Genomic DNA, 20,243 nt, shown 5'->3' with positions numbered 1-20,243 from the left:
ATTGCAGTGCGGCATTGTACCGGCTGCGCCAGGAAGTGCCAGTAACGCAGCCCCGGCCGGCGGGAACCCCGACCGCCTCCGGATGATCCAACGCAGCGGGATCCGGGCACGGCCCACGACTCGCCCCCCGTTACATTCCGACACAATCATGCAACAGTGACATTACCCGCCATTGCTCTAATGGTGGTGACACCCGAAGCCCCCGGGGGATCAAGACAAACCCATGAAATCCGCCCTGATAAAGGCCCTACGCTGGTGGCTGCCCGCGTTGCTTATCACCGCCCTCGGGCTCTACGCCCTGCACCTCACCGGCCCCGACGGCGCCGGCCCCGGTCTGACCGGCGAGCGTGCGGCGCAACCGGTGGCAGTCGAGACCGCCCCGCTGACCCGCGGCCCGCTGGAGGATGTGCGCCGTTTCACCGGCAGCCTGGAGGCGGCTAATCAGTTCGACCTGGCGGCGCGCACCGGCGGCCGGCTGCGCCAATTGCGAGTGGACATCGGCGATACGGTGGAGCACGGCGAACTCATCGCCCGTCTGGACAGCGAGGAGCAGGAACAGGCCGTGGCCGAGGCCCTGGCCGCCCGTGACGTGGCCCGGGCCCAGCTCGCCGAGACCCGCGCCGCGCTGGCCTCCGCGCGCAAGGAGCTGGACCGTACCCGCGCCCTGCGCGAGCGTCAGGTGGCCTCCCAGGCGGAGCTGGAGGCCGCCGAGGCGCGGGTGGCCGCCGAGCAGAGCCGCGAGCAACTGGCCCGGGCCCAGATTGCCCAGCGGGAGGCCGCCCTGGCCGCCGCCCGGGTACGCCTGTCCTGGACCGAGATCCGCGCCGACTGGGAGGGCGGCGGCGAGACCCGGGTGGTGGGCGAGCGCTATCGGGACGAGGGCGCCGCGCTGAACGCCGGCGACCCGGTGGTCTCGCTGATGGACACCCGCACCCTGCGCGCCGTGGGCTTCGTCACCGAACGGGACTACGCCCACCTGAACCCCGGCCAGGCCGCCCGTCTCCGGGTGGACACCCATCCCGGCGAGGACTTCCCCGCCACCGTCCACCGGCTGGCACCGCGCTTCAGTCCCGGCAGCCGCCAGGCCCGGCTGGAGCTGACCGTCCCCAACCCGGAGGGCCGGCTGCAGCCCGGACTCTTCGCCCGTCTCCACATCACCGTCGGCGAGACCCGGGACGCCCTCTGGGTGCCCCGCGACGCCTTGGTGCGACGTGGCGATGAGGTGGGTATCTTCCTGGTGGATGAGGATGTGGGCGACGACCAGCCGCCGCGGGCCCGTTACCACACCGTCACCACCGGGGTGCGGGACGGCGACCGGGTACAGATCCTCAGCCCGGCGTTGCAGGGCAATGTGGTCACCCTCGGCCAGCACCTGATCCGGGACGGCAGCCCGCTGCGGCCGGAACGGCTGACCGATGCGCTGGCCCGCCAGGACGAGGAGCAGGAAGGGTGAGGCTCGCCGCCTTCTGCGCCCAACGCCCCGTGTTCACGGTGATGGTCACCCTGATCGCCGTGGTCCTGGGCCTGACCTCTCTGACCCGGCTGCCGGTGGACCTGCTGCCGGACGTGGCCTATCCGACCCTCACCGTCTCCACCGGCTATGCCGACGCCTCCCCCCGGGAGGTGGAGCAGCAGATCACCCGCCGGGTGGAGGACGCCGTGGCCGCGGTGCCCGGGGTGGAGAGGATCAACTCCGTCTCCGGCGAGGGGCAGTCGGACGTCACCCTGAACTTCGCCTGGGGCACCCACCTGGAGCAGGCCGCCAACGACCTGCGCGACCGGCTCGACCGGGTGGTGCCCAGCCTGCCCGACGAGGCCGACCGCCCCCGGGTGCGCCAGGTGGACCTGGGCGATACCCCCATCATGATCATCGGGGTCTCCGGCCCCCTCGATCCCATTGAGCTGCGCCGCCTGGTGGATGACCAGATGGCCTACCGGCTGGAGCGCCTGCCCGGGGTCGGCGCCATCGACATCTGGGGCGGCCTCGAGCGCGAGATCGAGGTCGGCGTCGACCCGGGCCGGTTGCAATCCCTGGGCCTGACCCTGGACAGCGTGCGCGATGCCCTGGTGGAGGCCGACTTCGAGGTGGCCGCCGGGGGCCTGGAGGAGGGCCGCTACGACCGCGCCCTGCGCATCCCCGGCCGCTTCACCGACCTGGACGCCCTACAGGAAATCACCATCGCGCGGGCGGAGGGCGCCTTCGTCCGACTGGGCCAATTGGCGGAGATCCGCGACACCCACCAGCGCGAGACCCGGCGCATCCGGATCAACGGCGAGCCGGGCATCCGCCTGGCAGTGCGCAAGCAGTCCGAGGCCAACACCGTGGCCACGGCCCGGGAACTGCGCCGGGAGCTGGCCCGCATGGACCGGGACTTCCCCACCGTCCAGGTACAGCCGATCACCGATTCCGCCCGCTACATCGAGCGGGCCATGCGCAACCTGGGGCAATCCATCGTGCTGGGGGGTAGTCTGGCCATCCTGGTGCTGCTCTTCTTCCTGCGCGACGTGCGGGCCACCGCCGTGGCCGCCGTGGCCATCCCCATCTCCCTGGTCACCAGCTTCGCCCTGATCTATGGCGGCGGCTTCACCCTCAACCTCATGACCCTGGGCGGCCTGGCCCTGGGGGTGGGCCTGATGGTGGACAACGCCATCGTGGTGCTCGAGTCGGTGATGGCCCGGCGGGAACGGGGGGCGCCGCCGCTGGAGGCCGCCGTCCAGGGCACCGGCGAGGTGGCCCCGGCGGTCATCGCCAGCACCCTGACCACCCTGGCCATCTTCCTTCCTCTGGTCTTTCTGGAGGGGCTGGCCGGTGAGCTGTTCCAGCCCCTGGCCTGGGTGGTGGCCTTCAGCCTGTTCTGCTCACTGCTGGTGGCCCTGACCCTGGTGCCCATGCTCACCGCGCTGATGCCCCGGCGGGTGGGCCGGCACCTGGCCCGTACCCACGCCGGGGGAGCGCACCGGGAGACCGGCCTCGAGCGCCTGCTCACCGGCCTGGACCACGGCTATCGCCGGGTGCTGGCCGCCACCCTGCGTAACCGCTCCGCCGCCCTGGCCATCGGCGCAGCGGCCTTCGTGCTGGCCATCGCCCTGCTGCCCCGGCTGGGCACGGAACTGATGCCCGCCACCGACGAGGGCGATGTCCGGGTGACCATCACCTACGAACCGGGCACCGGGCTGGAATTCCTGGACGAGCGGGTGCGGGAGATCGAAGCCCGGGTGCTGGAATGGGTGCCAGAGACCGAGGCCTGGGTTTCCCGGGCGGGTAGCGGCGGCTACCACGCCGGCGGCGGTGCCCGGGGCAACCTGCAACTGGCCGTCGGCAGCGTCACCGAACGCGACCGTTCCAGCGAAGCCATCGCCCAGGCGCTGCGCCAGGCGCTGGCCGACATCCCCGGGGCCGACGTGCGCATCCGGGCCCGCGCCGGCATGCTGTTCCGCGGCGGCGGCTTCGGCGGCGAGGGCGAGCAACTGGCCATCGAGATCCGCGGCTTCGACCTGGACACCCTGGACCGGCTGGCCGAGGCCACCATCGCCCACCTGGAGGGGGTGGAAGGCATCACCGACCTGCGCCGTTCGCGGGACGACGGCATCCCCGAGAACCGGCTGATCATCGACCGCACCCGGGCCGCCGACCTGGACGTCTCCCCCAGCCAGGTGGCGCGCACCCTGGAGACCGCCGTGGCCGGCACCCGGGCCGGGCTCTTCCAGGACAATGGCGAGGAGGTGGACATCCGCGTACGCCTGGCCGATGCCCGCAGCCTGGACCTGGAGGACCTGCTCGATCTCACCGTCACCAACGGCAAGGGCGAGGCCATCGCCCTGCGCAGCCTGGTCAACCGGGAGGCCGGCACCAGCCCGCTGCGCATCGACCGCCGTGACCGCCAGCGCATCGCCCTGGTCTACGCCAACATCGCCGACCGCGATCTGGGCTCGGTGGTGGCGGACGTGCGCGAACGGCTGGCCCAGCAGCCCCTGCCCCGCGACTACAGTTACCACCTGGGGGGCGACTACGAGGAACAGGAAGAGGCCTTCAGCGCCCTCACCCTCACCCTGGTGCTGGCCGTGGTGCTGGTCTACATGGTCATGGCCTCGCTCTATGAGTCCCTGCGCGACCCGCTGGTGGTCATGTTCACCGTGCCCATGGCCGCCATCGGGGTCATCCTGGCCCTCTGGCTCAGCGGCACCACGTTGAACGCCCAGTCCTTCATCGGCACTATCCTGTTGGCGGGCATCGTGGTGAACAACGGCATTCTGATCGTGGACCGGGCCACCCGCTACCGGCGCGCCGGCCTGCCGCCCCGGGCCGCGGCCCTGCAGGCGGGCCGGCGCCGGTTGCGCCCGGTGCTGATGACCTCCGCCACCACCATGCTCGCCCTGCTGCCTTTGGCCCTGGGCTGGGGCGAGGGGGCCGAGGCCCAGGCGCCGATGGCCCGGGCGGTGCTCGGCGGCCTGACCAGCGCCACCCTGATCACCCTGCTGCTGATCCCGGTGGTCTACACCCTGTTCCACCCGGCAAGGAAACGCGCGACATGACCCAGGATCGCCACCCGGGCCACCCCGGCCCGCTCGTTGCACCGGCCCGCCCGGGCGCCCCCGTGAACCGGCCCCGGCGCCGGTGGGGGCCGTTGCGCACCGGCCTTCTGGCCGTCCTGGCGGCGCTGCTCGCCAGCGGCGTACAGGCCGAGCCCCTCACCCTGGAGGAGGCGGTCCTGCGCGCCCTGGAATCCAACCCCGCACTGCGCTCCGAGCGCCTGGAGCCGGAGATCGCCGCCACCTTCCAGGAGATCGAGCGGGCGGTCTTCGACCCGGAGCTCTTCGCCGAGCTGAGCGTGCGCCGCGACCGGGAGGACCGCCTGGATGACCGCCGCGGCGACCGCTTTGCCGTGGAGAGCGAGCGCGAAAACGTGCGCGCCGGCGTCCGCCAGCAGTTCGCCCCCGGCACCGAGGTGGAACTGGGCGTCACCCAGGACCGGCGGCTAAGCGAGAGCGACGCCCCAGATGCCCGGGACGGCACCGCCCTGCACCGCTCCCGGCTCAACCTCACCCTCAACCAGCCCCTGCTGCAGGGCCGCGGCCGCGACGTGAACCTCGTGCGCGTCCAGCAGGCCGAGCTCGACACCCTGCGCTCGGCGTACGAACTGCGTGGCTTTACCGAGGCCCTGATCGCCGACGTGGAGAGCACCTACTGGGACTTGGTGCAGGCGGAACGCGAGATCGGGTTGTTCGAAGCCTCGCTGGCGCTGGCCGGGGAACAGATCGAGCGCACACGGGAACGGATCCGGCTGGGGGACCTGTCGGAGACCGAACTGGCCCCGCTGGAGGCGGAGGCCGCGCTCCGCCGGCAGGAATTGATCGACGCCCGCAACCGGCGCGACCTGGCGCGACTGGAGCTACTGCAACTGACCGGGACCGACTACGCCCCGGGCGAGGCCCCGGAGCTGACCCCGGAGACCGCCCCCGCGCTGCCCGGGGACACCGAGCCGGAGCCGGTGGCCAACCACCTGCTGCTCGCCCTGGAGCACCGGGCCGAACTGCGCGAGGCCCGGCTGCTTCTGGAGCGCAATGAGCTGGAGCTGGTGCGCACCCGCAACGGCCTGCTGCCGCGGCTGGATCTTTTCGTCACCCTGGGCAAGAGCGGCTTTGCCGACTCCTTCGGTTCAGCGGTGCAGGAACTGGACGGCCGCAGCTATGACGCCGTGGCAGGCCTTCGGGTGGAACACCCCCTGGGCCGCCGGGCCGGTCAGGCCGAACACCGCCAGGCCGGGTTACAACGGGAACAGGCCCTGCTCGGCATCGACAACCTGACCCGCCTAGTGCAGATGGACGTGCAGGCCGCCTGGCTGGAGGTCGACCGCAGCCAGGCGCAGATCGCAGCCACCATGGCCACCGTTGCCGCCCAGGAGGAGCGCCTGCGGGCCGAGAGCGCCCGCTTTGAGGTGGGCCAGGCCACCGCTTTCGCCCTCTCGCAGGCGCAACGCGACCTGCTACAGGCCCAGGTGGACCGACAGGCCGCTGAAATCGGCTACCGCCAGGCCCTGGTCGAGCTTTACCGTCTGGACGGCTCCCTGCTGGAGCGGCGCGGCATTCAGGCCATGGGGCGCTGATCCGGTGGATCGCCGGGCCGTACACCGGCCCTCCGGGCAGCCAGGCACGCCGCCCATGCAGCGGAAACCACCCGGACGGTCGATGCCTTGACAAGCCAAAAGGCACCCTCCTAGGCTAATCGACTACGGATTCCCCATGCCAACGGACTGGCCATGCAAACGGACAACGGACTGTACCTCGCCCTCTCGCGCCCCGGCGTGGCGGAGGCCGACCTGCCCCGGGTCACCGGGTTCACCCTGGATGAGCACCTCTCCCGGCCCTTCACCCTGACCCTGGACCTGGTCCACCCCTCGCCCGATCTCGCCCCCGACGACTGGCTTGAGCAGGGCCTGGCACTGGCCATCCATCAGGCCGGCCGCGTCACCCGCCGGGTCCACGGCGTGGTCACCGAGTTCCAGCGCGGCCGCACCGGCGCCCGGCGCACCGCCTACCAACTGGTCGTCCGCCCCGCCCTCTGGCGCCTTGCCCTGCGCCGCAACGCCCGCATCTTCCAGCACGCCTGCCCGCTGGATGTCCTCCACACCCTGCTTTCGGAACATGGCATCACCGACGCCGCCTTCGCCGTCCGCCACCGCCCCGAGCCCCGCGAGTACCTGGTGCAGTACCGGGAGAGCGACCTGGCCTTTGTCCAGCGGCTTGCCGCCGAGTTGGGCATCGTCTACTTCCACGAGTTCGACGACACCCCCGAGGGCGGCCACCGCCCGGTGTTCACCGATACCCATCGGGGGTTGGGGCAGGCGGGCGAATGGGTCTACCGCCCCCGCGCCGGCGGCGTAGCCGAGGGCCGTCATGTGCACACCCTGCGCGAGGCCCACCGGGTGCGCGCGCAGCGCGCCACCCTGGAGGATCGCCATTTCCGCACCCCCCGGCGGCGGCTGATCCACGCGCAGGCGGTGGACGGGGCAGCCGGGCATGATGGCGCCGAGTCGGGGGCCACCCCCTACGAGCACTACGACCACCCCGGCCGGTTTAAGACCGAGACCAGCGGCCGGGCCTTCACCCGGGTCCGGCTCGGCCAGTTGCGCGCCGACGCCCACACCGCCGAGGCCGAGAGCGATATTGCCGAGCTGCGCCCCGGCGTGCGCTTCACCCTCGATGGCCACGACGCCGGCGAACGGCGCCGCGACTGGCAGGTGGTCGGCGCCCGCCACACCGCCCGCCAGCCCGCCGCGCTGGAAGAGGACGCCGTGCTGCTGGCCGCCGAGGGCAAGGGCGATGCAGCCGCAGGCGTGGCCCGGCTGAACAACCGGCTCACCCTTGTGCCCGCCGACACCGACTGGCGCCCGCCCCACGACCCGGACGCCGGCCCGCGGATGGAAGGCCCGCAGATCGCCCGGGTGGTGGGCCCCGAGGGGGAGGCGATCCACTGCGATGAGCACGGCCGGGTCAAGGTCCGTTTCCCCTGGGACCGCTACGCCGCCGACGACGAGCACGCCAGCGCCTGGCTGCGCGTCGCCCAGCCCTGGGCCGGGCCCGGCTACGGCGGGCTGTTCCTGCCCCGGGTGGGCCATGCGGTGATCGTCGACTTCCTGGCCGGCGACCCGGATCAGCCGGTGATCACCGGCCGGGTCTACGAGGGCCACAACACCCCGCCCTATCCGCTGCCCGAGCACAAGACCCGCAGCGTGCTGCGCAGTCGCAGCCACGGCGGCGAGGGCTACAACGAACTGCACTTCGAGGACGCCCGCGACGCCGAGCGCATCCACCTGCACGCCCAGCGCGATCTCGACCTGCACACCCGCAACGACCGCTCCGAGACCATCGGCCGGCACAGCCACCTGGGCGTCCACGGCGACCGGCTCGCGGAGATCCACGGCGACGAGCACCTCACCGTGCAGGGCGAGCGGCGCGAGCGCACTGCCGGTGATCAGCATCTCACCGTGGAGGGCACGCTGCATCAGCGCTTCGGCACCTCTCAACTCGTTGAAACGGGCCGCGAGGTCCATTACAGCGCGGGCAACAAGGTCGTTCTCGACGCCGGTGCCGAGATCACCCTCCAGGCGGGCGGCAGTTTCATCAAGCTCGACCCCTCCGGCATCACCCTCAGTGGCCCCGGCATCCGCATGAACTCCGGGGGCCGACCAGGCTCCGGGAGCGCCCAGCAGGCAGCGGTGCCGTTGTTGCCGGGCCACGCCGTCCCGGAGGTTCAATACGGCGAGGCCGGTGCTGGACCGGAGGCCTTGCTCGACGCACGAACGCTGGCACCCGACCAGCTGCGTCAGGCGGCCGGGCAAGATGCCGCCTTGGTGGTGCAATGCCACCGGGGCCCGAACGGCGACTGCCCGCTCGCCGATTGCCCGTGCCCGACGGGTCAGGACGACCCGGATCACGCCTGAATGAGCTCGCCGATATGGCTATCACCCGCACCCCGGAAAACGGTCTGATCCTGCTCGACGGTGCCACCACGGACGCTCCCAGGCTCGCCTACCAGCACGATGACGCCCCCGAACTCGAGCGACTCTTTGCTGGCACCCGGCACCAGGAGGCGATCACCGTGAGCCCTTGCCTGGTCAAACCCTCGCCCGGCAGCGCGCTCCTGGCCACCCCGGAAACCTGGCGGGATCACGGCATCCTGCTCGAATCCCCGGCCGATCCGGCCGTGGTGGCCGACCACCTGCGCAGCCTGATCAGCGTGCGACTGCCTTCCGGGCAGGGCGCCTACTGTCGCTTCTATTCGCCCGGGCAGCTCGTCCCATTGCTCTGCATGCTCGACTACGAAGAGCGCCGTGCCTTCAGTGGGCCGATCACCGCCTGGCACCTGCCCGGCACCGACATCACCATCCGCGCGCCATCCCAGGGCCAGGCACGCGGCCCGCGCGACGAAGGCTGGTTCCAGCTAAGCGAGGCCCACATGACTCACCTACGGGCCCAGGCCTGTTGGCTGTTCCGGGTGGCTGTGGCCCGGGCTTCGGGTCTGGCCGGCCAGCCGGGCGGCCAGCACCGCTGCGCGCGGCTGATCGAGCGCGCGCAGCGCTACCGCTTTCACGACGAGCCCGAGATAGCCCGTTTCGTCGCGCTCGTGGCGGCCCACGAAGCCCGGCTGGAAGAAAAGGACTGTCTCGCCGTACTCCTGGACGTCGGGCAACCGTCCGGGAAGCGAATCCGTACGCTCGAGCGACTGGTTCTGGGGGGCGCCCGATGAGTGCCATACACACCGTACGCGACGGCGACACCCTCTGGGGCATTGCCCGGCAGCATGGCGTGCCCCCGGCAACCCTGATGACCCTGAACCCCGACATCGAACACCCTGACTGCATTTACCCCGGGCAGCAGGTTCGGCTTCCGGAGAACCGCGAGCGCCTTTCGGACAGCCGGGCACCGGGCGACGTCTGCCACCCCGCACCGTGCGAGGTGGCGGTCGAGCAGATCACCCTGCTGCCCTTGCGCTACGCCCTGGTGGAACCCGAGGCGATCGCCGGCGCCCGGATCCGGGCGCCCTATCCGCCGCTTGGCACGCGGCCGATCGGCGTGCGCCTTGCGCGGGAGGGGTACCTCTACGTGATCGAGCAACCGCGCGCTCCCGGCGAGCAGCCACTCCGGCTGTACGAATTCCGGCTGCAGGCGATGACCCTGACCCGGCTGCTCGATGGGGTCGAGGGCGTGACCGAAGACCGGCGCGAAAAGGCGCAGGGCGCGCCCCATCTCACCTTCGGCTCCGCCGCTCGTCTCCAGGCCGCCTATGCCACGGCCCAGTGGAGCGCCGCCCGATGCAACCGCATGCTGGAGAACCCGGGCGAGCGCAACCGCCGCATGCAGTCCGTGGATCTGGCGCGGGCGGCTGCCGGCTTCGACGGAGACGACCCGACCAGCGTGGAGCCGCTGCTCGCCAGCGACCGGATCCGCCCGGCCGTGGCGGAGCTGCACGAGCCACCCGCGAGCGGCACGCCGGAGAGCCCCATGGAGGCGGAACGAAACCCCTACCCCTGGACGGCCCCGCCACCGCCGCCACCCGAGGCAAAGGCGGCCGAATCGGGCGGGGGAGGCGGTTCGGACACAGACGGGGCGGCCTTTCCCGCCGGGCCGCCCCCCGCACCCTTCGAACGCACCACGCTGGACGACCTGCTCGGGCACTGGGCGCCGGAGGGTGTCCCGGACGAGCGCCTGTACGGCCTGATACTGCGCGACGACCTGGGCCTGCTCCAGGAGCTCGCCGATTACCAGGACCACGTGGTCGGGTGGCTGGATAGCTGGGCGCGAGAGCACGAGACCCGGTACGTGGCCGGCGGGTTCATCGAATCCCTCTTCCTGCTCGACGAGGAGGGCTTTGTGGATGACCCCCGCTTCCGGGCGTTGCGCGAGGAGACCAGCGAAGCACAGCAGCGCGCCATCCTCGACTACCTCAACAGCCTGGAACACGAATCCGGCGGGTTCCTGGCATCGACCCGGCGGGCCTTCGGCAGCGGCGAGGGCTTGCTCGAAGCCATCAACCCGTTCGCCGAGCCCGCCCACCGCCGCGTGGCCCAGGCCCGCCAGCAGATGATGGACACCCTGGGCCCCGAGCTCCGGGAACGCCACCAGCACCTGATCGACGAGCAGCGCGACGCCCTCCGGGCGCGGCTGCAGGGTGCCGGGCTCGGCTCCAGGGGGCTGCTCGAGCTTGTCGAGCGGGACGCCATGGGCGACTTCCTCGACACCCACCGGGCGCACCTGCGGCGCTGGCACGCGCTGCTCGATCGCATCACCGAGGACCGGGTCCGCCTGGTCGAGACCAACCACTTCCACGAGGCGGCCTGGTACTTCGACCCCGCACTCGACGACCAGCTCCAGCAGGCCCTGTACACCGAGTATGCCTGCCTGCGGGACATCTGCCGCACCGACGAGGCCGCCGAGTCCATCGCCGACTGGCTCGACGCCCACCCCCAGTGGAACGAACCGCTGTTCCACACGCTCCACCCGGGCGACCAGCGCCGGGCCGCCCGGGAGCTGGAAGAACTCGCGCAGGTGACCTACGTAACCGCCGGCACCCTGCAGGCGCCCGAGACCGTCGAAAGCTTCCATCAACTGGCGCTCCGGCTTCAGGCCATCCGGGAGACCTACGCCCTGCCCGCCGCCCGGGAGCTCGGGCAGACGGCGATGGGGCTGGATGAGCTGCGCCGTGCCACCTTCCGGCCGGCCCGCGAACTGCGTTTCGCCCAGGCCCTGGACGAAACGCTGCAACGATTCCAGGCCGGCGGCAACCTCGACCTCGACGACATCTTGCGCCGCGTGCCCGGCGCCGCCTGGCTGGACATGGTGCGGGGGTTCGCCGAACACGGCGCCAGCGTCGAGCTGCCCACGGAACGCCACGTGCGGCGCTTCAACGCCGACGTGGACCAGGCCCTCGCCCTCCGCGAGGCGCTACGCGGCGCGAACCGCCGCCTGAAGGACGAAGGGGTACGCCGCCGCCGGGGCGTCATCGACGCCAGGGTCTACCGGGAAACCCGGCGGGATATGCAGCAATACCGCGAGCGCATTCGCGGTCAGTTGCTTTACGTGGAACGGCGCCTGGCCGGCGCCATCAACCCCCTGAAGGGGACGGACAACCGCGTGGGCCTGCAGTTGCGGGGGCTGGACGCCGACACCCACCGGGAGATCCGCCGCATGGCCGACGACGCCCGGGCCGGCCGCCCCCTGCAAACCCGCGCCGACGCCGGCCGCGTGCTCCGCAGCGACGGGCTTTCCGTGGTGATCGCGGTGCTGCAGTTGCGCAATCTGGGGAGTGCGTACGTCGAGTTTCGCGACAAAGAGCAAAGGGGCCTGCGCGACCTGTTGGCAGTACTTGGCGGTTTAGTCAATGCCGCGGCCCCCACCTTCGCCGCCGCCCAGGGCATCGGCATCAGCCTGCTCGCGGTGCAGCTACCCCGGGTGCGCAGCCAGATGGCCCGGGGCGCGGTGGCCGCCCGCCTCGGCTGGCTCACCGGGCACCTGGGCACCGGGGCGTACGGCCTGGGCTTTCTTGCTTCGCTCTCGGAGACCGGCCGCAGCCTCCACCGCTGGGGCGACGCCCTGCAACGGGGCGATGGCCAGGCCCTGGCCGCCGCCACCCTCACCCTGGCCGGGTCCGGCGGGCTGACCGCCACCCAGGGCTGGGGCTTCTGGCGGAATACCACGTTAGTGGTCTCCGCCTACCAGGAGGGCGGACTCAGCGCCGCCGCCTGGGCCACCCGCAGCGCCCGCTTCGTCGCCATCTTCGTGCGCGTCAACCTCCTCGGCCTGCTCTTCACCCCCGTCTATCTCGGCGGCCTCTGGTGGTACCGCCGCAACCAGCGCGACGCGCTGGCCACCTGGCTGGAGCAGAGCGCCTGGGGGGTGGCCGATGCGGGGCTGGATCTGGAGACCCACCGGCGCCGCTGGGTGAATGCCCTCGTCGAACCCCGGCTCACCCTGCGCCGGGTGGACGGGCAGGCGGAACTGGAACTGGTGATCCCGGACCTGGCCCCGGAGGATCTCGCCGCCGGTGCCGCGCGGCTGGCCGCCCTGCGCAAGGCCCCCGACCAGTGGTGGGCCCCCTGGAGCCAGTCGCTCGCCGAGCAGCTCGAAGCATCGCCCGACGCGCCCACGACCCTGCGCCTGCCGCTGTTTCCGGAAGAACTCAACGCCCAGACCGGCCTCTCCCTGCGCCTGACCTACCCCTCCGCGTTGGTCCCCGGCCTGGAGCGGGAGGTCCACTTCCACCTGGACACCCTCAACCCCGACCCGGTGCCCACCTTTTTCCAGGCCCTGTCCGGCGGACGAGAGGACGGCTCGGCCGAACGCCCCATCCAACCCTTGTCCGGGCGGGCGTGGACCACCGGCAGCCCACCGACCGTGCCCTTGCAACCCGGGAAGAAACCATGAGCAAGCCCGCCCCCACCAACGAAGCCCCCGACCTCTCCGGACACCCCCGGGCCGGGGACGTGCGCCGCTTCGCCACCGGCGAGGCGCTGGTCCTCGCGCCGCTGCCATTACCGCTCCCGGTGCGCCCCATGGACCCGAAGCAGTTCCTCGTCCACATCGACCAGACCTACCTGGATCTGGACTCCAGCCGCCACACCGCCCAAGCCCACCAGGTCATGATCGGCGTGCCCTTCTTCATCGGCGTGATCTTTATCGGGCTCGGTTTTCCGTTGCTTATTGGCACGACCGCGTTCGGGACCGACCACACCTTTTGGGCAAGCGCCCTGCATGCCGCCATTGTCTCCATCCCCTACGGCCTTTTCGGCGGCACCCTGTTGTTTCTCATTGCCCTCCACGGCTTTTTCCACCGCATGAAGCAGGCCCGGCGGCATCCGCCGGTGCGCTTCCATCGCCAGCGCCGGGAGGTCGCCTGCTTCGACCCCGACACCGGCCAGACCCTCGTCGCCCCGTTCGAGCGCGTCACCGCCTGGATGGCCACCAGCAGCGGCGCCACCCCCTACGGCGCCATGACCCACTACAACTTCGGCCTCACCGTCGAGGACGCGGAAACCGGACAGTCCTATACCGCCCTCTTCCCCGCCTCGCTCCCCGAGGAGGCCCTGGGCCTGTGGGAGGCCATCCGCCGCTACATGGATCACGGGCCGGGCACGCTCGAACGGCCCACGAAAACCTTCTCCGGCTTGCCCATCGACCCCAGGGAGCACCTCCCCTACGACGGCGTCCACACCCTCGAGATCGCCCGCAAGAAACTCCACGAAGACCTTCGTGATGGCTTCACCAGCCGGGTCTTCGTCTTCTTCTGGTACCTCTACCACCTGATCACCTTCTGGAAGCTGCCCTTCCGGCTGGCCACCTGGGAATACCACCGGAGCCGCGCGCCCATTCCCCCCGAGATCCAGGCCTGGTCCGAACCCATCCCGGAGCACGACTGGGCCACGCCCAGCCCCGAACTGGAGGCCGCCGCCCGGCGCATGGTGCAGGCCGGCGAGCAAGCCCCCGACATCAAACTCCCCGAGCTGCTCGCCGCCGGCATCGCCGACTGGCACCCGGACCACGACGGCGGCAACGGCAACGGCAACGGCAACAACGAGCGGACCCCACGGAAACCATGAGCAAGCCCGCCCCCACCAACGAAGCCCCCGACCTCTCCGGACATCCCCGGGCCGGGGACGTGCGCCGCTTCGCCACCGGCGAGGCGCTGGTCCTCGCGCCGCTGCCATTACCGCTCCCGGTGCGCCCCATGGACCCGAAGCAGTTCCTCGTCCACATCGACCAGACCTACCTGGATCTGGACTCCAGCCGCCACACCGCCCAAGCCCACCAGGTCATGATCGGCATGCCCTTCTTCATCGGCGTGATCTTTATCGGGCTCGGTGCACCGATGCTTATCGGCGCGGCCGGACTCGTGTATGGCGAACCATTCTGGGCAAATGCCCTCTATGCCGCCATAGTCTCCATCCCCTACGGCCTTTTCGGCGGCACCCTGTTGTTTCTGATCCTCCTCTACGGCTTCGTCGACCGCATGAAGCAGGCCCGGCGGCATCCCCCGGTGCGCTTCCATCGCCAGCGCCGGGAGGTCGCCTGCTTCGACCCCGAAACCGGCCAAACCCTCGTCGCCCCGTTCGAGCGCGTCACCGCCTGGATGGCCACCAGCAGCGGCGCCACCCCCTACGGCGCCATGACCCACTACAACTTCGGCCTCACCGTCGAGGACGCGGAAACCGGACAGTCCTATACCGCCCTCTTCCCCGCCTCGCTCCCCGAGGAGGCCCTGGGCCTGTGGGAGGCCATCCGCCGCTACATGGATCACGGGCCGGGCACGCTCGAACGGCCCACGAAAACCTTCTCCGGCTTGCCCATCGACCCCAGGGAGCACCTCCCCTACGACGGCGTCCACACCCTCGAGATCGCCCGCAAGAAACTCCACGAAGACCTTCGTGATGGCTTCACCAGCCGGGTCTTCGTCTTCTTCTGGTACCTCTACCACCTGATCACCTTCTGGAAGCTGCCCTTCCGGCTGGCCACCTGGGAATACCACCAGAGCCGCGCACCCATTCCCCCCGAGATCCAGGCCTGGTCCGAACCCATCCCGGAGCACGACTGGGCCACGCCCAGCCCCGAACTGGAGGCCGCCGCCCGGCGCATGGTGCAGGCCGGCGAGCAAGACCCCGACATCAAACTCCCCGAGCTGCTCGCCGCCGGCAGATCCTGCAAACTTCAAAAGGTGCGTATGCATCCATGATGCCCGCACCACAGTCCGAGGCTCACGAGGACGCCGAACACGACCGGCGCACGGGCCGCGCCCCGCGCTACTGGCGCGATTCGGCCGCACCCATATGGGCGCCCTTTTATCTTAACGCCAGCGGTGGTAGGATTTGCGCTGCACCGGGGCCGTAGCTCAGTTGGGAGAGCGCAGCAATCGCACTGCTGAGGTCAGGGGTTCGACTCCCCTCGGCTCCACCACCTACCTAGGAAAATCAGGCGCTTACAGACGGAAAAACGGGCATCACACCACCCGGCCATCCAACCTGAAAGCGCCTGATACTCCGCCTTCCCTGTTCATCCACTACGAATAGGAGCAAGGCCATGAACAATCCCACCGACTTCGTCCGCTGGTGCCAGCACTACGGATACAACCCGGATACCGAGCAAGCCCGCGCAGACTATCAGCGCTATCTCGACAACCTGGAGATGGTGGCCGCGTTGTTCTCAGGCCGCTTCGCATCCGACACATAGCGCGGATTGGTGCCGAAGTCTGCGGCGGCCTTGGCGCGGGATTCTTGCTCGTAGCGGGACGGCTTGGGCTGTTCCGTGGGCTCATCAGCTACCGCCGCACGTTCGCTGTTGGCCGTTGGTGCGGATTCAGGTTCCGGCAAGATTTCCGGAACCTGAACAACCGGGTTCCCTTCAGCATCCTTACCCGCAAACCTTCCGCTCTCCCGCTGCCTCTCCTTCGCCTCCGCCTCATACATGGCAAGCGCTTCGGTGGCGATGGCGGCCTTCTGGCTGGCGGACAGGTTTCGCCGGTGGATGTTCAGGCGGACCACCCAACACCTCCCGCCTCACCGCCACCACCGTGGCCTCGGGGTCATAGCCCGCCAGCTCCGCCAGGCGGCGCAGTATCACGGCATCGCCCTCCAGGTCCGCCAGCGCCTCGCCCTCGTCACCGTAGGCACTGGGAGCGCGTGCGTCCTGTACATACCGGGCCAGTGCGGCCACCCATAGACGTTCCTCGGCTGTCAGCATGGTTGCACCTCCATACAAAAAGATGCCCCCCGCAGCATCTCGCTCGGGGGGCGCGGGTCCGTTTCTTCGCAGCGGTGGAACCATACCGCCCGCCCTTGTTCTGAGACACGGCCAGGACGTTGCCGCGTCCACCCTCTCGGCCTGCGCCGCCCCGGTGGCTGGGGGGAACTCTCCCGATATTGCCGCCTCGGGAGCGGGCGGTGTTCATCAGCTCGGCTCAGCGCCGAACACCACGGCCTTCACGGCCTCGGGGTTGGTCAGCGCCCCACCGATCCGCTTGCGCACATACCAGCGGACCCATCCGGGCAGGGAGTAGGGATCACGCAGCACGCTTACTCCGATCCGGTCAACGATGGTGTAAGCCTGGCCGAAGTCACCGAACAGGATCGACTCGGAATCGGCAGCCGGGTCCGGCATATCCTCGGCAATCACCACCGGGAACCCAAGAAGCGTGTTGGGCCGACCTTCCGCCAGGCTCATCTGGAGCAGGGCACGGTCGTCACCATCCCGCAGCTTCCGAATTTTGTTCATCGTGGCGCGGCTCATCATGAACCGTGCATTGCCCAGGTAATCCGACTTGAGCGCGTCCACAACATCGTAGAGCACGTTATCGGGATTGTTGCTCGGGAAGTCACCCGATTCACCGGTATAGATCGCCCCGATGGTGTAATCGGCAGGATCAGCGCCCCACTCGAAATCACCATCCGGCACGGTGTCGTAATCCAGAATGCCGCGAGGCTTGCCGTTGCCGTCACCCTTGATAAAGGATTCGGCTTCCTGCCGACCGAAACGGGTTCCGATCTTGTCCTGCAACCACTGCTCCAGGTCGAGCCGGCTATCCTCCAGGAATTGCTGGGTTACGCTCGGATACGCATAATGTTCATGCACCGCAATCTTATGCCGAGACATGAAACTAGCGGCAGTCGGATCGCGGTCGCCCTTTTCAGCCACCCACGCTGAGTCCGGTTCACCACGGTCAACCAGAACCTCCAATTCGTTGGAATTGGTGGACAGGTTATTAGCCACCTGCCGGACCGGGCTGGATTCCCGAATGCGCTTGAAAATCTGATCCGCCCAATCGCTGCGCACGGTCACGCCTTGGCCGTCATCCTCGATGCTCAGGGCCTTGCGGTCGAAGTCGCCACCACGCAGCCACTCACGGACCGCCTTGGTCTCCGGCCCCATGCCTGCGCCGCTGTCCACGGTCATGCCCACCTTGCGGGCGGCCAGGGTCTCGGCACGCTTCACGCGCTCGCCCAGGTCGGACAGGGCTTGATCCTGGCGGGACTTAAACCCCTCGAAGTCTCGGGCCACGCCCTCGACCATTTCCTTCACTTGATGCGTCATAACTCGTTACCTCGGTTGAAGTGAAAACCCGCTTTCATCAATCAACCGAAACCGTCTGCATCTCGCAGAAAACTTCGGCGCGTACTCGCCAACCTCCCGCTGGCTTTCTGACCTTGCGCGATTCGATCCAGAACGCTGGAACCAGAATTGGAACCGGAACTGATCGAATCACCCATCCGCCGCACGCGGGGAACGGCTTTGGGTTTTGCTGCCTCAATTATACACCCGGCCACCGCGTTAACCACATCGTCGGTGCCATTTGGCGGGTGGTCTATTGAGTCTTTCCCGGCGCGGCTGGTGCGCCGCTCCAGGCTCGTCAATTCGTTTTGCAATCGGCCATTGTCCAGCAACTCCACGCGCCCAGAATTGAGCAACGGGAGCATGTCACGATACAGGTCAGACTTAGGCCGATCAGATAGCTTGTAGGCAATGCCCTGTTTTCGGAACAGCTCGCGCGGAAACTCACCGCCGTAACGGTCGCCCACCACCTTGCTGATCCGGTATTCCTTCAGCAGACCGGCGAACTCTTTAACCACCGCCTCCGGGCTGAACGGGGGCTTCTGAGCGCGGATAGCGTCGACCACGGCCACACCATCAGACTGGTGGGCGATCGCCAGCGTGAACGCATCCTTGGAGCCGCCAGACGGGTCCACAAACGCCGTGTACCGCTCGCCAGCCACCGGCGGTAGCTCGATCCGGGCCGGCACGGTACAGGCGTCTACGGCTTCGCGTGTTACAAAACCCTCAACATCCGCACGGAATTGCCCATGCCATTCGGCTTTGGCCGCCTCGGGGTCATCCTGCTCCGCCTCCGCGATAACGCGGGGATCAAGGGTGGGGTTGAAGTCCAGTGTTCCGCCCTGCACCACCAGCACATCACCGGGCTTGCCGTAGTGCTTGCGCCACTTGCTGTAGAGCAGCCCCCGGCGGGCGTAGGGGCTGGAAATGCCGACAAGCATGCCCCCGGTGGTCGCCAGAGAAGGCACCAGGGCGCGGTAAACCTCTACATCGGGGGTTGCGGTCGCCTCATCCTTGAAGAAGGCGCATTCGTCCAGAATGGCCGCCAGCAGAGTGCGCCCACGCACGGCCCGGTGACTGTTGGTGGCCACCTCAATAGATACGCCGTTGCGGAGCAAAACGCCCTCGGTGTTCTCCTTCTCCACCAGGCTGGACATGACCGGGCTATCAGCGAACAGGCCGCGAACGTACCCAAGCGCAACCTTGGCCTGTTGGCGATCCACCGCAAGCAACTGAACCACACCACGCTCGCCAGCGGTCAGGCGGGCCAGGGTGCCGTCCAGCTCCGCCCCGATGGTCGCCAGGTAGACCGCAATGCCGGCTGCGGTATGGGTCTTATCGCTGCGCCTGCCCGCAATGGCCCATAGCTCCCGCGCCTGCCGCTGAGGCGGCTCACGGTCGCCTGACAGCCGCTTAAACAGGGCAAGGCGGTCATCATCCATCGGCAGGGCGAACGCGCCTGACAGGACAGCACGCCAAGCCTCGCGGGTATCCTCGCCAAACGACTGGCCTAGCAACTGCGGGTCGGTGAAGGCTTCGACAATGTTGGTCATCGCATCGCCTCCCCGTCTCCCGACTCCACCACCGCCTTGGCTTTTCGGTAGGTCTCGCCAGACCATCCCACGGCGTCGGCTGCGATGTCGCGGGTCTTCCCTTGCGGAGATGACTTGTGCAACGTGTTGCCTAAGTCTGTCCGCTGACCCTGACGCCCCGCCAACGCCTCCTCAATCCGCTGGGCGATGTCTCGGGAGTTGCCCTTGGGGGCCTTCTGCCAATTCTGCAACGTGTTGCAGAATTGGGGATTGCCAACCCGGCCCGCCATAGCCTCCTCAATCCGCTGGGCAATGGCGACCTTCTCGGACGGGGTGAAGTCCTTGCGCACGTCGTTTTCGTCGCGCTCTATCTTGAGTGCGGCGGCGCTCATCGCCTCACCTCTTCCGCCAGACGGTGCGCATCCCGCAATACCCGCTGGTAACTGGCCGGGGTCAGGCGGCGGCGGGCGAACGTGGCGAGGGAGCGGGCTTGCAGCACCGCGAAGCTCAGACGGTGGCCGGTGAACTTGTCACACTTGCGCGGGTGGTGCGTGGCGTGGCGCTTGGCCTTCGGACACAGTTGGCCGTTGCCAGGGAAGTGCTTACAGGCGGCGCACATGACCATTAGCCCGCCTCCCCGGCCTTGGCCGCCAGGTATTGCGCCAGGTCTGGAACGTCACGTTGACGGCGCTCCAGACCAAGGCGGGAGTAGATACCCTGGAGACTGTTGGCGGCCTGCACCCACTTGCCCACGTCGAAGTCACCGCCCTTGGACAGCGCTTGCTCCTGTTGGGCCAGCCAGTACTCCAGCCACAGACCACGCTCCACCAAGGATCGCTGCATGTAGCTCAGACGATCCGCACCACCAAGGTCATTACAGACTTCATCGAAGCGGGCACGCAGCTCACGGGCAAGGCCATAACGACCGTCCAGCGATTCCAGCCAGCCCGGTCGGTATTGCTTCGGAATGTCGGTCTGTTTCGTGCCCATGCCCTGCCCATTTGGTGTGTGTTTTGGTGTGATATGGACAATGATACCGCTACAGGAACCGCATGGCAATGGGCTTTGTGGAGGGATTGTCAGTCGAACCGCATGATGACGAGGGTAGGCCGGGGTAAT

Annotated in this window: 15 protein-coding genes and 1 tRNA gene; 10 read left to right on the top strand and 6 right to left on the bottom strand. The window is 69.0% G+C overall.

The window, feature by feature from the left end; genetic code table 11:
- Positions 1 to 223: 223 nt before the first annotated feature.
- The 10 genes from MLG_RS03370 (at position 224) to MLG_RS15355 (ending at position 15,717) form a co-directional block, all read left to right on the top strand.
- Positions 224 to 1,453, top strand: coding sequence for an efflux RND transporter periplasmic adaptor subunit (locus MLG_RS03370; RefSeq protein WP_011628402.1), 1,230 nt, complete (start codon positions 224 to 226; stop codon positions 1,451 to 1,453).
- Positions 1,450 to 4,533, top strand: a complete 3,084-nt coding sequence (locus MLG_RS03365; protein WP_011628401.1) for an efflux RND transporter permease subunit — start codon at positions 1,450 to 1,452, stop codon at positions 4,531 to 4,533. Before MLG_RS03370 ends, MLG_RS03365 begins: the two co-directional genes overlap by 4 nt.
- Positions 4,530 to 6,104 (top strand): TolC family protein, encoded by a 1,575-nt coding sequence (locus MLG_RS03360; protein WP_011628400.1) that lies wholly within the window; start codon positions 4,530 to 4,532, stop codon positions 6,102 to 6,104. The genes MLG_RS03365 and MLG_RS03360 overlap by 4 nt, the downstream gene beginning before the upstream one ends.
- A gap of 153 nt (positions 6,105 to 6,257) precedes the next feature.
- Complete coding sequence (locus MLG_RS03355) at positions 6,258 to 8,441, top strand: type VI secretion system Vgr family protein (protein WP_011628399.1); 2,184 nt, start codon at positions 6,258 to 6,260, stop codon at positions 8,439 to 8,441.
- Between the two features lie 14 nt (positions 8,442 to 8,455).
- On the top strand, positions 8,456 to 9,247 hold the full coding sequence (locus MLG_RS03350; protein ID WP_011628398.1) for a DUF4123 domain-containing protein: 792 nt from the start codon (positions 8,456 to 8,458) through the stop codon (positions 9,245 to 9,247).
- Entirely contained in the window at positions 9,244 to 12,921 is a 3,678-nt protein-coding gene (locus MLG_RS03345; RefSeq protein ID WP_011628397.1) for a toxin VasX, read from the top strand. Before MLG_RS03350 ends, MLG_RS03345 begins: the two co-directional genes overlap by 4 nt.
- Complete coding sequence (locus tag MLG_RS03340) at positions 12,918 to 14,093, top strand: hypothetical protein (protein WP_011628396.1); 1,176 nt, start codon at positions 12,918 to 12,920, stop codon at positions 14,091 to 14,093. The genes MLG_RS03345 and MLG_RS03340 overlap by 4 nt, the downstream gene beginning before the upstream one ends.
- Entirely contained in the window at positions 14,090 to 15,223 is a 1,134-nt protein-coding gene (locus tag MLG_RS03335) for a hypothetical protein (RefSeq protein WP_011628395.1), read from the top strand. Before MLG_RS03340 ends, MLG_RS03335 begins: the two co-directional genes overlap by 4 nt.
- 145 nt (positions 15,224 to 15,368) lie before the next feature.
- Positions 15,369 to 15,444, top strand: a tRNA-Ala gene (locus tag MLG_RS03330).
- Between the two features lie 123 nt (positions 15,445 to 15,567).
- Positions 15,568 to 15,717: a hypothetical protein gene (locus tag MLG_RS15355; protein WP_156774628.1), complete on the top strand. Its 150-nt coding sequence runs from the start codon at positions 15,568 to 15,570 to the stop codon at positions 15,715 to 15,717.
- Positions 15,718 to 15,945: 228 nt separating this feature from the next.
- Here the strand turns inward: MLG_RS15355 and MLG_RS15350 are convergent, their stop codons facing one another.
- The 6 genes from MLG_RS15350 to MLG_RS03300 form a co-directional block, all read right to left on the bottom strand.
- Complete coding sequence (locus MLG_RS15350; RefSeq protein ID WP_011628394.1) at positions 15,946 to 16,227, bottom strand: hypothetical protein; 282 nt, start codon at positions 16,225 to 16,227, stop codon at positions 15,946 to 15,948.
- A gap of 207 nt (positions 16,228 to 16,434) precedes the next feature.
- The gene (locus MLG_RS03320) at positions 16,435 to 17,574 is read right to left on the bottom strand and encodes a phage major capsid protein (RefSeq protein ID WP_011628393.1); all 1,140 of its coding nucleotides are present in this window, start codon (positions 17,572 to 17,574) and stop codon (positions 16,435 to 16,437) included.
- A gap of 41 nt (positions 17,575 to 17,615) precedes the next feature.
- Positions 17,616 to 19,145 carry a hypothetical protein gene (locus MLG_RS03315; protein ID WP_011628392.1) on the bottom strand — a complete coding sequence of 510 codons (1,530 nt, stop codon included), beginning with the start codon at positions 19,143 to 19,145 and terminating at the stop codon, positions 17,616 to 17,618.
- Positions 19,142 to 19,516 carry a hypothetical protein gene (locus MLG_RS03310; RefSeq protein WP_011628391.1) on the bottom strand — a complete coding sequence of 125 codons (375 nt, stop codon included), beginning with the start codon at positions 19,514 to 19,516 and terminating at the stop codon, positions 19,142 to 19,144. The genes MLG_RS03315 and MLG_RS03310 overlap by 4 nt, the downstream gene beginning before the upstream one ends.
- A complete protein-coding gene (locus MLG_RS03305) occupies positions 19,513 to 19,749 on the bottom strand; it encodes a hypothetical protein (RefSeq protein WP_011628390.1) in 237 nt (78 codons plus the stop codon). Before MLG_RS03305 ends, MLG_RS03310 begins: the two co-directional genes overlap by 4 nt.
- A complete protein-coding gene (locus tag MLG_RS03300; protein WP_011628389.1) occupies positions 19,749 to 20,114 on the bottom strand; it encodes a hypothetical protein in 366 nt (121 codons plus the stop codon). The genes MLG_RS03305 and MLG_RS03300 overlap by 1 nt, the downstream gene beginning before the upstream one ends.
- Between the last annotated feature and the right edge of the window lie 129 nt (positions 20,115 to 20,243).

The sequence above is a fragment of the Alkalilimnicola ehrlichii MLHE-1 genome (assembly GCF_000014785.1).
In the GTDB taxonomy this organism is placed as follows: domain Bacteria; phylum Pseudomonadota; class Gammaproteobacteria; order Nitrococcales; family Halorhodospiraceae; genus Alkalilimnicola; species Alkalilimnicola ehrlichii.
This window is presented reverse-complemented; position numbering and strand designations above follow the sequence as displayed.